The following is a 12,729-nucleotide window of genomic DNA, read 5'->3' on the forward strand; positions in this document are numbered from 1 at the left end:
CCCTATCGTGTTTCCTGTCGTCAAATTGCGTCAGCGTCACCCATGCGCTTGAGGTGATAGGCCGCGGTGCCGAACTGGCTCTGCATCACGGTGGCGCGTTTGAAATAGTGCGACACCGCGATGTCGTCGGTCGTGCCGATGCCGCCGTGCAACTGGATCGCCGCCTCGCCGACCGACTTCAGCGTATCCCCCACGAATGCCTTGGCGGCAGAGACCGCGCGGCGCCGCTCGCCCACCGGCAGGCCGAGCGACAGCGTCGCCATCACGCTCATCGATCGCGCGCGTTCGAGCAGCGTCGCCATGTCCGCCATGCGGTGCTGGAGCGCCTGGAAGCTCGCGATCGCGACGCCGAATTGCTCGCGCTGCTTGGTATAGTCGACCGTCCGCGCCAGCATCGCATCGATCACGCCGACCGCCTCGCTGCACAGCGCCGCAATCCCCTCGTCGATCCCGCGCTCGATCCGCGGCAGCGCCGTGCCGGGCTCGCCGATCCGCGTCGCGGGCGCGGCGGCGAACGTAACGTCGGACGCCGGCTTGCCGTCGATCAGGCTGAAGTCGCGCCGCGACACCCCCGCCGCCTTCGCATCGACCAGGAACAGCGACACGCCCGCCTCCTCGCGCGCCGATACCAGCAAGTGAGTCGCGATCGGCGCCGCCGCGACCACCGATTTCTCGCCGTCGAGCACAGGCCCGTCACCGCTCGCGCGCACAGTGACGACGCTAGGCTCGAACCGCCCGCCCGTCTCGTACAGCGCCGGCACCACGAGCGCCGTTCCCGCCACGATCCCCTCGCGCAGGTCAGCAGCGTCGGTGCCGCGCAGCAGCGCGTTCGCCACCACTACGCTTTCGAGATACGGCTCCATCACCAGTGCGCGGCCGAGCTCCTCCGCGATCAGCATCGTCTCGACCGCGCCGCCACCAAAGCCGCCCTCGGCTTCCGACAGTGCGGCGCCGAACAGCCCTAAATCATCGGCGAACCCGGCCCAAATCTCCGGCCGCCATCCACCGTTCGCCGCGGCCGCACGCCGCGCATCGAAATCATACCGCTTCTGCAAAAACCCGACGAGGGACTCACGCAGAAGCTTCTGCTCGTCCGTCAATTGAAAGTTCAAGACTGCCCCCAAAAATGTCTCGCGCGCTACTTTTATGCGGGGCTCCTCTTTTTGCAAGTTTGTAATGTGCCCCGTTGCGCTCCGCAGTCACCTGCGCCACGCTATTTTCCTGATACCGCTCCCGCGGCTCGCATGGTTCGGACGTTTATGGCTACATCCTTTGGCGCAGGAGAACTCTCGCCGCATCCCGATAAGCCGCTGCTCTATTTCAGCCCGATGATCCTCGCGCGGCGCCGGCGCCTGCTGAAGGAAGCGCGGCACATGATCGCGGAAGGCGGCCTCGACGGGTTCAGCATCCGCAAATTGTGCCAGCACGCAGGCGTGGCGCAGCGCACGCTCTACAACGCCTTTCAGAACAAGGATCGCCTGATCGCGCTCGCCATCCGCGAGGCGTTCGACGAATTCCAGGCCTATGTCCTCACCGGCACCGATCGCGAATCGCTGCAGGGGTGGCTGTCGCGCACGATCGCGATCAACCGCCGCAACTTCCGCGTCCGCAACTATACCAAGGCGGTGTGCGCAATCTATTTCGCGCCCACCACGCCGCGCGACGTCTGGGGTACGCTGCAGGACATGTCGTTGCGCGGCAATGGCGAATGGTTCGCGAAACGCCGCGCCGATATCCACCCCTGGATCGATCTCGATCACTTCGGTCACTCGATGGCGAACGTGCAATATGCCACGATCAACGATTGGTGCCTCGGCCGGCTGACCGACGAGGAATATCTCCCGCGGCTGGCCGAGAACATGCTGCTTCTCCTGATCGGCGTGGTCCACGGCACGCTGGCCGAGGAAGCCGCGGAATATCTGACGGCGATCCGGAACACCGGCGACGTCACCGCGATCGTCAGCCCGATCGCCGATCCACCCCAGCGCCCGCGCGAACCCGAAGTGGTGAAGGAAGCCCCGAAGAAACGGAAGAAGAAGGCGGAGTAGGCGCTTCCCTTCGATCGCGAGACGGGCGGGCGGCTCGACCCACCTCCTCCGTCATGCCGGGCTCGTCCCGGCATCCACCCGTCCCAGAACCCCGCCGCCGCTGGAGGCGCGGCACGGTGGATGCCGGGACTAGCCCGGCATGACGGATCGATGACCTGCCGTCCCAATCATTTCTCTCGCCTGGAGATAGCCCTCTGGCCCTCCTCACGCAGGAAGCGAACCCTACTCCACCCGCGCAATCAAATGCCCCACTTCATAAACCTCGCCCGGCTCGGCGATGATCGTCAGCGTGCCCGACACCGGCGATTGCACCTCCTGCACGCTCTTGTCGGTCTCGACCGCGTACAAATCCTGTCCCTCGGTCACTTGGCCGCCATCCTCGACGAGCCACTCCACCAGCGTCGCTTCGGTCATGCTCATGCCGAGCTTGGGTATCGAGATATCGGCCATTGTGCCCCTTTCAGCCGCGCGCGCGGCGATCGATCGTGCCGCGCACCGCCGCGGCAATCTGATCCTGGCTGTAGATCCACGCCTTCTCGAGCGGCGGCGAAAACGGCACCGGCGAATAGGTCGAACCCACCCGCGCGACCGGCGCCTTCAGCGTGTCCCACAATTCCTCGGTGATCCGCGATGCGATCTCGGCGCCGGTGCCATAGGCCTTCACCGCCTCGTGGACGACCACCGCGCGCCTCGTCTTGCCGACCGAAGCGAACACCGTCGCCTCGTCGAACGGCGCGATCGTGCGCAGGTCGACCACTTCGGCCGACACGCCATCGCCCGCCAGCCGCTCCGCCACCGCCAGCGCATCGTTCACCGCCGGGCCATAGGCGATGATCGTCACGTCGGATCCCTCGCGCGCGATCGCCGCCTTGCCGAGCGGCACACGGTACCCCGGCTCGGGCGCAGCCCCCATCTGGCCATAGGCCTTGATGTTCTCGATCATGATGACGGGATCGTCATCCTCGATCGCCGACGCCAGCAGCCCCTTCGCGTCCGCCGGGTTCGACGCCATCACGATCTTCAGCCCCGGCACATGCGCGAACCATGCCTCGAGCATGTCCGAATGCTGCCCGCCAAAGCCGACGCCAGCGCCGGTCGTGGTGCGGATCACCAGCGGCACATGCGTCTGCCCGCCGGACATGAAGCGCAACTTGGCGGCATGGTTGACGATCTGGTCCATCGCCACCGTCACGAAGTTCATCAGCATGATCTCGGCCACTGGCCTGAGGCCGACGATTGCCGCGCCCACCGCCGCGCCGATGATCGCCTGTTCGGAAATCGGCGTCGATCGGATGCGGTTGGTGCCGTATTTCTCAGTCAGCCCCTTGGTAACCTTGAAGATGCCGCCGCCCTGCGCGTCCCCGATGTCTTCGCCCAGCGCGATGACATTCTCGTCCGCCGCCATCGCCTCGTCGAGCGCTTGGTGCAGCCCCTGGATGAAGTTGATCTTGGCAACCTTCACCGGAGCTTCCGTCACTTCTGCTGGCGCGTTCATGCCGCGATCTCCTCCTTGACGACATCGATCCTGAGCTCGTCCACTTCAGGGAACGGGCTCTCCAGCGCGAAGGCGACCGCCTCGTCGATCTCCGCCTCGATCCCGGCGACAATCGCGTCGAGTTCGCTCTCGCTCACCTGGAGGTCGAGCAGATGCTGGCGGAAGCGCGGGATCGGATCCTCGCGCACGCCCTGCTCCGCCACTTCCTTGGGAACGTAGCTGAAGTCCGCGCCGAACAGATGCCCGAGCATCCGGAACGTCATCGCCTCGATCAGCGTCGGCCCCTCGCCGGCGCGCGCGCGATCCACCGCTGCCTTGGCGGTATTGTACATGTCGACCGCGTCATTGCCGTCGCACTGCACGCCGCGCATGCCATAGCCGGCCGCACGGCTGACGATCGACTCGCTGTCGGTATGCGCCGCAAACGCGGTATGCTCGCCGAACTTGTTGTTCGAACACAGGAAGATCACCGGCAGCTTGTAGAGCTGCGCCATGTTCATCGCTTCGTGGAACGCGCCGATGTTCGATGCGCCGTCACCAAAGCACACCACCGTCACCTTGCCGTCGCCGCGGTTCTGCGAGGCAATGCCGAGCCCGTTGGCGATCGGCAGCCCCGATCCGACCACGCCGGTCGTCACCATCACGCCCGTTTCGGGATGCGTGATGTGCATCGGGCCGCCCTTGCCCTTGCACGTCCCCGTCACGCGCCCGGTGAATTCGGCCCACAGCAGCTTCGATGGGATGCCCTTGGCGAGCTGGTCAGCGACGCCGCGATACGTGGTGACGAGATAATCGTCCTGGTTCAGCGCCGCCATCATCGCCGCCGAGACGACTTCCTGCCCGCGCACCGGATAATAGACGATCGCGAGCTTGCCCTGTGTCAGCAGCGCGCGAAACCGCTCGTCGCTGCGATGGATCAGCATCGCGCGCCGATAGATATCGAGCAGGGTCTCGCGATCCGGCCCTGATTGCGTCTCAGCCATATTTCCCCTCCCAAGGGTAGTTTAGTTGATCGCCCTCACCCTTCCGCGCCTTCGGCGCTCCCTCCCTTTCCCGGCGGGAGAGGGAAGGGGCCCGCCCGGCGTCAGCCGGGTGGGAAGGGTGAGGGCAGGTTACCGCTCCAGCACCACGCACCCCGAAAGCCCCGGCGCACCATAAACCTGGCTATATCCGATCCGCGCACCCTCGACTTGCCGGCCATCCGCGCGGTCGCGCAGCTGCTGCGTATTCTCGTAGATCTGCCGCAGGCCCGATGCGCCGATCGGCTCGCCGCACGCGAGGCATCCGCCGTCGGTGTTCACCGGCAGCCGCCCGCCGATCCGCGTGTCGCCATTGGCGATCATCGCTTCCTGCTCGCCGTCCTTGCAGAAGCCGTTCTCGGCCATGTGCATGATCTCGGCGCCGCTCTCGGTATCCTGCAGCTGCGCGACATCGACATCCTCCGGCCCAACGCCCGCCATCGCCCAGGCCGCCGCCGACGCCAGCTCGACCGCCGACTTGCCGCGCTCGATCTCGAGCGACGGCGCGAACACCTCGAAGCTGCCCAGCGGCCGCGTGCGGATCGCCGCGCCGCGCACCTTCGGGCCGCTGAGGCCCAGCTCGCGCGCCTTCTTTTCGGAGGCGAGGATCAGTGCGGTGCCGCCCTCCGCCGGCGAGCAGAACATGTATTTGGTCAGCGGGTCGGACACCATCTGCGCGTTCATGATCGTCTCGAGATCGACCGGCGAGCGGCGCCACGCGTGCGGCGTGCGCGTGCCGTTCTCGAACGCCTTTTCCGCGACCCGCCCGAGCGTTTCGGAGGTGATGCCGTGCAGCGCCATGTAGCGCGTGATCTTGTTGGCGAAGAATTGCGTCGTCAGCATCATCCCCGTCTCGCCATACCAGCGCGGCAGGCCCGACGCTTCGGGATCGGCGTTGAACGCGCCGCGCGGATGCTTGTCGAACCCGACCACGATGCCAAGCTCGAACTCGCCCGACTTGATCGCCGAATAGCCTGACAGCAGCGCCGATCCGCCCGTCGCGCAGCCATTGTTGACGTTGATGAACGGAATCCCCGTCAGCCCCAGCCGCGGCAGCACCGCATCCGCCGCGCCCGCTGCCGACGATCCGCCATAAGCGAATTCCATGTCTTCCCAGTCGAGCCCGGCGTCGGCCAGCGCCTCGCGGATCGCGAAGACTCCCTGATCCAGCCCGCTGCGCCCGTCGGTGCGCCCGAACGGGTGGATCCCCGCCCCGACGATCTGCACGTCCGTCATGCCGTTGCTCCTTCGCGAATGGGGGTGAAAGCATAAGTGATCACGGGTTCGCCCGTATCGTCGGTGCGATAGGCCTCGGTGGTCAGCCGCATCGGCTCCCCGATCGTCAGCGAGGTGAGATCGTCCGCCACCAGCCGCGATTCGACGATCAGCTGCCCCGGCAGCTCGACATAGCCGACGCCATAGGGCTTGAAGTTGCGATCATCGCCATCGCCGTTGAACGGCGTCTTCGGGCGGAAACGCTGCACCGTGTACGACCACAATTTGCCCTCGGTCGCCAGCTCGACCAGATCGTAATCCTCAGCATCGGCACCATGCGGATAAGGGAAGCGCAGCCGCCCGTCGGCGCGCTTGCGGCCGGCGAGAAGCCGCACCTCGTCGCCTTCCATCCGAAACAGATTGTCCGCCACCGGCCGTCCCATCGTCGTCTCTCCCGCCGCGCTCAAAGCCCCAGGCCCTTGGCGATGATGTTGCGCTGCACTTCGCTCGATCCGCCGAAGATCGTCGCCGCGCGCGTGTTGAGGTAGCGCGCCGTCGCGGTCAGCCCGTAGTCGGGCCCGATCGTCGGCTCGTTCGCCGCGACGCCCAGCGCATGCCGCTGGTCCGCCGCCGCATAGGGCCCAAGCGCCTCGGAAGTGAGTTGCGCCAGCTTCTGCGTCGCCTCGCTGGCGGTCAGCTTCAGGATCGAGGCGAGCGTATTGTTGCCCACCTCGCCCGCGGCGCGCGTGGCAATCTGCCGCCGCTCGGTCCAGTCGATCGCCAGGATCTCCGTTTCGAGCCGCATGATCCGCTCGCGGAACCCGGCATCGTCCCAAAGCGTGCCGCCGCCATCCCCCGGCTGCGCGCGCGCGATCGTCTTCAGCTTGGCGAGCTGCGCATTCAGCCGCCCCGCCGCCGATCCGCCGCCACGCTCGAACGTCAGCAGGTATTTCGCGATCGTCCAGCCCTGGTTCTCCTCGCCCACGCGATGCGCCACCGGAACGCGGACATTGTCGAGGAACACCTGGTTCACTTCATGCTCGCCCGACATCGATCGGATCGGCGTCACGGTTAGCCCCGGCGCATCCATCGGGCACAGCAGGAAACTGATCCCCGCCTGCTTCGGCCCGTCCTTGGCGGTGCGCACCAGCAGGAACACCCAGTTCGCCTCGTGCGCGTGCGTCGTCCAGATCTTCGTGCCGTTGACGACATAATCGCCTGTCCCGGACCCAGATCCGGGATCGCCGTCGCGGATCGCGCGCGTCTTGAGCGAGGCGAGGTCCGAGCCCGAGCCCGGCTCCGAATAGCCCTGGCACCAATAATGCTCGCCCGAGAGCATCTTGGGCAGGAAGAACGCCTTCTGCTCGGGCGTCCCGAATTCCATGATCACCGGGCCGCACAGCGCCAGCCCCATGCCCGGGAGCGTCGGCGTGCCCGCCAGCCCGCATTCGCGCTCGAAGATATAGCGCTGCATCGCGGTCCAGCCGGTGCCGCCATATTCCTTCGGCCACGTCGGCGCGATCCAGCCCTTTTCATGCAGGATGCGATGCCACGTGCGCGCCACCGATCCTTCGGCGAACACGCCCGCCTGTTTCGCCGACGCTTCGCGCAGCGCAGGCGTGAACTTTTCCGCGAGGAAATCGCGTACCTCTTGTTCGAAAGCGCGATCCGCGTCGGTCGGGGTCATGTCCATTATAGGCTGTCCATCATGAAAGGCTGCTCGCATCGGCGACTGCGGCGGCGAGCGCCTGCAGCCAGCGTGCGCCGGTCGCGCCGTCGATCACGCGATGGTCGCACGTCAGCGTCACCGTCATCATCTTGGCGACGCCCGGTGCACCGTCGATCGCGACGACGCGCTCCTCGACCGCCCCCACCGACAGGATCGCGCCATGCGGCGGATTGAGGATCGATCCGAAGCTCGACACGCCGAACATGCCAAGGTTCGAGACGCAGAAACTGCCGCCATTATATTCGTCGGGCTTCAGCCGCTTGCGCTTCGCCCGATCGGCCAGGTCACGCACCTCGATCGCGATCTGCCGCACGCTCTTCGTTTCGGCCTCGCGCACGATCGGCGTGATCAGCCCGCCGGGGATCGCCACCGCCACCGCGACATCGGCGTGATGATGCCGCACCAGCCCGTGCTCGGTGAAGCTCGCATTTACCTCGGGCACCGCGACCAGCGCGCGCGCCACCGCCGCGATCAGCAGGTCGTTGACCGAAACCTTGCCCGCCTCTTGCGGGTCATACGCCGCGCGCGCATCGAGCAACGGTTGCGCCGCCAGATGCACCACCAGCGGGAAATGCGGAATATCGCGCGCCGCCTCGGTCAGCCGCTTCGCCACTACCTTACGTACCCCGTCGAGCGGAACGAGATCATACCGGCCGCGGGCAATCCCCAGCAGCTCCAGCGCTTGCGCCGTCTCGTCCTTCACGGACGGAATCGCGATCGATGCTTGCGTCGCCATGGGGCTTGGTACACAACATTTTGCACAACGCATCAACTTTTTTCGGAGCCCCCATGCAGTGGAGAATTGCCGCCCGGCCGACCGGCCGTGAGCTGCGCGCCGACGATTATACGCGCGACGATCGACCGCTCGATGCGCCGCTCGCCGAAGGTGAATTGCGCGTGCGCGTGCTGATGCTGTCGTGCGATCCGGCGCAGAAGGGCTGGATGGAAAACGCCGGCGGCTATGCCGCGCCGACCGAGATTGGCGACATCATGCCCGCCGGCGGAATCGGCCAGGTGATCGAAAGCGCCGCCCCCGGCTTTGCGCCCGGCGATCTCATCCAGGGCTCGCTCGGCTGGGCGGAGGAGATGATCGTCTCCGCCACCGGCAAGCGCGTCGTCCCGCCCGAGCCCGATGCGCCGCGGCTCAACCTCGGGCTGCTCGGATCGAGCGGGCTCACCGCCTATTTCGGTCTCACGCGGATCGGCGAGCCGCGCGCCGGCGACACGCTCGTCGTCAACGGCGCGGCGGGCGCGGTCGGGTCGATCGTCGGCCAGCTCGGCAAGATCGCCGGCTGCCGCGTGATCGGCATCGCCGGCGGCGAGACGAAGTGCCGCTGGCTCACGCAAGAACTCGGCTTCGACCACGCGATCGACTACAAGACCGAAAAGGTGAAGCCCCGCATCCGCGAGCTCGCCCCGCGCGGCATCGACGTCTTGTGGGACAATGTCGGCGGCGACATGCTCGACGATCTGATGGCCCGCATCGCGCACAAGGCACGCGTCGTGATCTGCGGCGGCATCGCGCGCTACCAGCAACAAGGCACGCCGCCCGGCCCGGGCAATTACTTCAACATCGTCTTCAAAAGCGCGCGGATGGAGGGCTTCCTCTTGTCCGATTTCACCAGCGACCACGATCTCGGCCGCGAACGTCTGCGCGCCTGGCTCGCCGAGGGGCGGATCAAGCAGCGCGACGAAGTGGTCGACGGGCTCGAGAACGCCCCCGAAACGCTCATGCGCTTGTTCCGCGGGGATAATGTCGGCAAGTTGCTGATCAAGGTAGCGGAGCCGACCTAACTCCATGATCGATATCGAGTTCGTCCAGCCGGACGGCACCCGCGAGCGCGTCTTCAGCCGCGAGGGCTATACGCTGATGGAAGCCGGGGTGCGCGCCGGCGTGCCCGGCATCCTCGCCGAATGCGGCGGCGCGTGCGCCTGCGCGACGTGTCACGTGATCGTCGATCCCGCCTGGGTCGACCGCGTCGGCCCACCCAATTCGATGGAGGAGCAATTGCTCGACCTGGTCGACCTGCGCGACCCCGCCTCGCGGCTGGCGTGCCAGGTGAAGCTGAAGCAGGCGCTGGACGGACTGGTAGTCCACGTAGCGCCGCGCTGACTTTTCTAAATCCTCCCCTTCTAAATCCTCCCTGAGCAAAGCTCGGGGAGGGGGACCGCTCGCCGCAGGCGAGCGGTGGAGGGGCTGGCTTGGCGCAACCGTCCTACCAAGCCAGCCCCTCCACCATCCGCTACGCGGATGGTCCCCCTCCCCAAGCAAAGCTTGGGGAGGATTTAGCGGGGAGGATCACCTCAGAACTGCACCCGCTTCGTATACCCCCCATCAATAATAACATTCGTCCCCGTCGTGTACGAAGACGCCGGGCTCGCCAGGAACACCACCGTCTTCGCCACTTCCTCCGCGGTGCCGAAGCGGCCCATCGCCATCTGCGCCTCGGTACCCTTGTAGAAGTCGGGCATCCCCGCCTGAATCTTTGACCAATTGCCGCCCGGGAAAAAGATCGGCCCCGGCGAGACCATGTTCACGCGGATGCCCTTTGGCCCCCACGCCTGGCTCAGCTGCTTGCCGTACGTAACCAGCGCCGCCTTCAGCGCGTTGAACGCCGCCGGCTGGATAAACGTCTCGACCGCCGCGGTGCTCGACATCAGGATCACCGATCCTGCCTCCGACGCCTCGAGATACGGCTGTAGCGTCGCACAACCATCCACCGCGCCCTTGACGTCATATTGGAACGTCATGTCCCAATCGCCCGTCCCGCCCGCGCCCGACGAGCTGACGTTATGGATGAAGATATCCACCCCGCCCAGTTCGTCCGCCGCCTTCTTCAACCAGTCGAGATAGCCGCCGCCGGCCATGTCGAGGCTGTCGGCGATCACCTTGCCACCGCGCGTCTCCAGCGACGCCTTCGCCTCGGCCACCTGCCCCGCATCGCGCGAGAAGAACGCGACATCCGCGCCCTCGTCCGCAAAGATTTCCAGCGCCGCGCGCCCCAGCCCGCGGCTGCCGCCCGACAGGATCACCTTCTTGCCCTTGAGCCCCAGATCCATGCTTATTCTCCCTTCATTTTAGTGATGGCGGGGTACTTCGCCCAGGCGAGCCCACGGCGAAGCAGCTCGTAATAGACGTCGAGTTCCCACGAGCAGCGGTCGACCGTCGGCCAGAAATCCATCAGCGGCTGGATGTCGTAATGCCCGCGGCAATGCCCCAACGTGTTGTAGAGCACCGCGCCGTCACCCAGCGGGCGCAGATAGACGATCGGATACCGCGCCTTCTCCCAGTGCGCGTCGACGAAGCCCGGCGTCTCGCCGCCGAATTCGGTATCGAGCAGCACGTGCAGTTCGGCGCGCGGCCGGCTCAGATACAGCTCGTCGGTCGTCTCGAACGGCTCGATCCCCGCCGACAGCGGATGCGAGCCATCGGCCACCTCGACGCGGAATGGCTCGATCGGCGGGTGCGAGGAAAAGGCCGATCCCAGCGTCTCCATGAAATGCGGTGCCCAGTCGGGCGCATCGACCAGCCCATTTTCCAGAAAGCGCAGGATCGAATTAGTCCCGTGCAGCGCATAATAGCGCCCGCCGCCCGCCACCCACGCCCGGATCGCTTCCTGCGCCTTCAGGCTCGGCGTGACGTCGCAGGTATAGCTCACGAGGAAGTCGCAACCGCGAATCGCGTCGACCTGCTCGAAATCCTCGAATACGCGCGTGCGGATGCGATCGTCCTCGGCGAGCAGCTTGAGCAGTTCGAGCCGCGCAAAATCGATATCGTGGAACCGCCCGCCCGCGATCAGCACGCAGTCGATGCGTTTCTGGTCTGCCGTTGGTCCGGCCGCCTTGGTGTCGCTCATCCTCGCCCCCTGATCGGATCGCTGCCGTCCCAGTCGCGATGTGCCGCGCGCATCATCGCAAAGCCCTGATGTCCCGGCTCGCCGATCTGCAGATATTCCATGATCGTCCCCGGCCCGCCGCCGGTATCGACGTAGATCACCGCGCCCATCCCGCCCGGCAGGATGCCTTCCTGCACCACGATGCCGCCCTGCGCCGCCACGCGCCGCCGCGCCTCTTCGATATCGTCGACCAGCACGCACATATGCTGAACGCCCTCGCGCCCCTCGGCACGCCACTCGGTATACATCGAGGGCGCGTCATTGTGCTGGCGGATCAGCTCGATCTGGATGTCGCCGAGGTATCCGAGCGCCATCGAGAAATCGATCGCGCTCGGCTCCCCGCGAAACTTCACATCCTCCAGCTGGACGTGATGGTTCTCGAAGAACGGCCCCGCGCCCACCGACAGCCAATAGGCCAGCGCCGCATCGTAATCGGCCGGGCAGAACGACAGCTGCATCACCGGCCCCAGGCCGGCGAGGCTGTCCGCGGGTGCGGGTGCGCTCATTCCGCCGCCTGCGCCTGCATCGCCGTCATCACCGCGCTTTGGATCTCGTGCTTCCACGGGTTGCGCCGCAACGTCAGCCCGCCGTTCACTTGCAGGTTCTGCCCGGTCATGAAGCATTCGTCCGACGACAGCCACACCGCCGCTGCGGCGATATCGTCCGACGTGCCGACGCGCCCCAGCGGATAACTCGGCACGAACGCTTCCCACAGCCCCGGCGTCTTGCCGTTCGCCGCGGTCATCGGCGTCTCGGTCAGCCCCGGCGAAATCGAATTGGCACGGATGCCGCGCTCGCCGAACTCGTTGGCGATGCAGCGGATGACGTGATCGGTGCCCGCCTTGGTCCCCATGTAGGCCGCATGGTCGTTGAGCATGATCGTCGCGGTCGCCGACGAGATCTGGATCAGCGAGCCGCCCCCAGAACCGCTGGCGCTCATCGCTTCGATCATCGACTGGAAGAACAGGAACGGCCCCTTGAACTGGAGATCGCTGATCTGTTGCAATTCCTCCTCGGTCGTCTCGAGGAACGGCTTCAGCAGCCCCCAGCCCGATGCGTTGATGGCGATGTCCACCCCGCCCATCTGCTCGGTCGCCGACTTTGCGAGCGCATCATTGTCGGCTTCCTTGGTGATGTCGGCCAGCGCCATAAAGCCCTTGCCCGGATTGGCCGCGACGAACGCCTCGAGATGCTCCGGCTTGCGCCCCGCGACCAGCACGTGCGCGCCTTCCGCCACCAGCCGCCGGGCGATCACTTGCCCCATATTGTCCTTGCCAGCCGCCCCCAGCACGACTGCGCGCTTTCCTTCCAGCTTGCCCATATCCCT

Annotated in this window: 15 protein-coding genes; 3 read left to right on the forward strand and 12 right to left on the reverse strand. The window is 66.2% G+C overall.

Features of this window, described 5'->3' with window-relative positions; translation table 11 throughout:
• Window positions 1–20 precede the first annotated feature (20 nt).
• On the reverse strand, window positions 21–1,112 hold the full coding sequence (locus LLW23_RS06660) for an acyl-CoA dehydrogenase family protein (RefSeq protein ID WP_228947980.1): 1,092 nt from the start codon (window positions 1,110–1,112) through the stop codon (window positions 21–23).
• A 147-nt stretch (window positions 1,113–1,259) separates the two neighbouring features.
• On the opposite strand from LLW23_RS06660, the gene LLW23_RS06665 reads away from it, so the two are divergent.
• Complete coding sequence (locus LLW23_RS06665; RefSeq protein ID WP_228947981.1) at window positions 1,260–2,048, forward strand: TetR/AcrR family transcriptional regulator; 789 nt, start codon at window positions 1,260–1,262, stop codon at window positions 2,046–2,048.
• Window positions 2,049–2,270: 222 nt separating this feature from the next.
• Here LLW23_RS06665 and LLW23_RS06670 read toward each other — a convergent pair whose 3' ends face one another.
• The 7 genes from LLW23_RS06670 to LLW23_RS06700 all read right to left on the reverse strand — a co-directional run bounded on the left by LLW23_RS06670 (window position 2,271) and on the right by LLW23_RS06700 (window position 8,242).
• Window positions 2,271–2,498, reverse strand: a complete 228-nt coding sequence (locus tag LLW23_RS06670; RefSeq protein WP_228947982.1) for a biotin/lipoyl-containing protein — start codon at window positions 2,496–2,498, stop codon at window positions 2,271–2,273.
• Window positions 2,499–2,508: 10 nt separating this feature from the next.
• Window positions 2,509–3,543, reverse strand: a complete 1,035-nt coding sequence (locus tag LLW23_RS06675) for an alpha-ketoacid dehydrogenase subunit beta (protein ID WP_228947983.1) — start codon at window positions 3,541–3,543, stop codon at window positions 2,509–2,511.
• The gene (locus LLW23_RS06680; protein WP_228947984.1) at window positions 3,540–4,526 is read right to left on the reverse strand and encodes a thiamine pyrophosphate-dependent dehydrogenase E1 component subunit alpha; all 987 of its coding nucleotides are present in this window, start codon (window positions 4,524–4,526) and stop codon (window positions 3,540–3,542) included. Before LLW23_RS06680 ends, LLW23_RS06675 begins: the two co-directional genes overlap by 4 nt.
• Before the next feature lie 129 nt (window positions 4,527–4,655).
• Window positions 4,656–5,798 carry a thiolase family protein gene (locus tag LLW23_RS06685; RefSeq protein WP_228947985.1) on the reverse strand — a complete coding sequence of 381 codons (1,143 nt, stop codon included), beginning with the start codon at window positions 5,796–5,798 and terminating at the stop codon, window positions 4,656–4,658.
• A complete protein-coding gene (locus LLW23_RS06690; RefSeq protein WP_228947986.1) occupies window positions 5,795–6,244 on the reverse strand; it encodes a Zn-ribbon domain-containing OB-fold protein in 450 nt (149 codons plus the stop codon). Before LLW23_RS06690 ends, LLW23_RS06685 begins: the two co-directional genes overlap by 4 nt.
• Window positions 6,241–7,470, reverse strand: a complete 1,230-nt coding sequence (locus tag LLW23_RS06695) for an acyl-CoA dehydrogenase family protein (protein WP_228947987.1) — start codon at window positions 7,468–7,470, stop codon at window positions 6,241–6,243. The genes LLW23_RS06690 and LLW23_RS06695 overlap by 4 nt, the downstream gene beginning before the upstream one ends.
• A 13-nt stretch (window positions 7,471–7,483) precedes the next feature.
• A complete protein-coding gene (locus tag LLW23_RS06700) occupies window positions 7,484–8,242 on the reverse strand; it encodes a 2-oxo acid dehydrogenase subunit E2 (protein ID WP_228947988.1) in 759 nt (252 codons plus the stop codon).
• Between the two features lie 53 nt (window positions 8,243–8,295).
• Here LLW23_RS06700 and LLW23_RS06705 point away from each other — a divergent pair, with 53 nt between their 5' ends.
• Together LLW23_RS06705 and LLW23_RS06710 are read left to right on the forward strand one after the other, a co-directional pair.
• Entirely contained in the window at window positions 8,296–9,300 is a 1,005-nt protein-coding gene (locus tag LLW23_RS06705) for an NADP-dependent oxidoreductase (RefSeq protein WP_228947989.1), read from the forward strand.
• Window positions 9,301–9,304: 4 nt separating this feature from the next.
• A complete protein-coding gene (locus LLW23_RS06710) occupies window positions 9,305–9,619 on the forward strand; it encodes a 2Fe-2S iron-sulfur cluster-binding protein (protein ID WP_228947990.1) in 315 nt (104 codons plus the stop codon).
• Window positions 9,620–9,810: 191 nt separating this feature from the next.
• Here LLW23_RS06710 and LLW23_RS06715 read toward each other — a convergent pair whose 3' ends face one another.
• From LLW23_RS06715 to LLW23_RS06730, 4 genes are read right to left on the reverse strand one after another with little or no spacing between them, the layout of a single operon-like run.
• Window positions 9,811–10,566, reverse strand: a complete 756-nt coding sequence (locus LLW23_RS06715; RefSeq protein WP_228947991.1) for an SDR family NAD(P)-dependent oxidoreductase — start codon at window positions 10,564–10,566, stop codon at window positions 9,811–9,813.
• Window positions 10,567–10,568: 2 nt separating this feature from the next.
• Window positions 10,569–11,363, reverse strand: a complete 795-nt coding sequence (locus tag LLW23_RS06720) for a ThuA domain-containing protein (protein WP_228947992.1) — start codon at window positions 11,361–11,363, stop codon at window positions 10,569–10,571.
• The gene (locus LLW23_RS06725) at window positions 11,360–11,908 is read right to left on the reverse strand and encodes a VOC family protein (protein WP_228947993.1); all 549 of its coding nucleotides are present in this window, start codon (window positions 11,906–11,908) and stop codon (window positions 11,360–11,362) included. Before LLW23_RS06725 ends, LLW23_RS06720 begins: the two co-directional genes overlap by 4 nt.
• Window positions 11,905–12,723 carry an SDR family NAD(P)-dependent oxidoreductase gene (locus tag LLW23_RS06730; protein WP_228947994.1) on the reverse strand — a complete coding sequence of 273 codons (819 nt, stop codon included), beginning with the start codon at window positions 12,721–12,723 and terminating at the stop codon, window positions 11,905–11,907. Before LLW23_RS06730 ends, LLW23_RS06725 begins: the two co-directional genes overlap by 4 nt.
• Window positions 12,724–12,729: the final 6 nt, after the last annotated feature.

This window comes from Sphingomonas radiodurans (assembly GCF_020866845.1).
Taxonomy (GTDB): Bacteria; Pseudomonadota; Alphaproteobacteria; order Sphingomonadales; family Sphingomonadaceae; genus Sphingomonas; species Sphingomonas radiodurans.

Bases quoted from the DNA above. Each gene is read 5' to 3' on its own strand.
- LLW23_RS06665 (WP_228947981.1), top strand. From the start codon at position 1,260: ATGGCTACATCCTTTGGCGCAGGAGAACTCTCGCCGCATCCCGATAAG.
- LLW23_RS06670 (WP_228947982.1), bottom strand. From the start codon at position 2,498: ATGGCCGATATCTCGATACCCAAGCTCGGCATGAGCATGACCGAAGCG.
- LLW23_RS06675 (WP_228947983.1), bottom strand. From the start codon at position 3,543: ATGAACGCGCCAGCAGAAGTGACGGAAGCTCCGGTGAAGGTTGCCAAG.
- LLW23_RS06680 (WP_228947984.1), bottom strand. From the start codon at position 4,526: ATGGCTGAGACGCAATCAGGGCCGGATCGCGAGACCCTGCTCGATATC.
- LLW23_RS06685 (WP_228947985.1), bottom strand. From the start codon at position 5,798: ATGACGGACGTGCAGATCGTCGGGGCGGGGATCCACCCGTTCGGGCGC.
- LLW23_RS06695 (WP_228947987.1), bottom strand. From the start codon at position 7,470: ATGGACATGACCCCGACCGACGCGGATCGCGCTTTCGAACAAGAGGTA.
- LLW23_RS06700 (WP_228947988.1), bottom strand. From the start codon at position 8,242: ATGGCGACGCAAGCATCGATCGCGATTCCGTCCGTGAAGGACGAGACG.
- LLW23_RS06705 (WP_228947989.1), top strand. From the start codon at position 8,296: ATGCAGTGGAGAATTGCCGCCCGGCCGACCGGCCGTGAGCTGCGCGCC.
- LLW23_RS06710 (WP_228947990.1), top strand. From the start codon at position 9,305: ATGATCGATATCGAGTTCGTCCAGCCGGACGGCACCCGCGAGCGCGTC.
- LLW23_RS06715 (WP_228947991.1), bottom strand. From the start codon at position 10,566: ATGGATCTGGGGCTCAAGGGCAAGAAGGTGATCCTGTCGGGCGGCAGC.
- LLW23_RS06720 (WP_228947992.1), bottom strand. From the start codon at position 11,363: ATGAGCGACACCAAGGCGGCCGGACCAACGGCAGACCAGAAACGCATC.
- LLW23_RS06725 (WP_228947993.1), bottom strand. From the start codon at position 11,908: ATGAGCGCACCCGCACCCGCGGACAGCCTCGCCGGCCTGGGGCCGGTG.
- LLW23_RS06730 (WP_228947994.1), bottom strand. From the start codon at position 12,723: ATGGGCAAGCTGGAAGGAAAGCGCGCAGTCGTGCTGGGGGCGGCTGGC.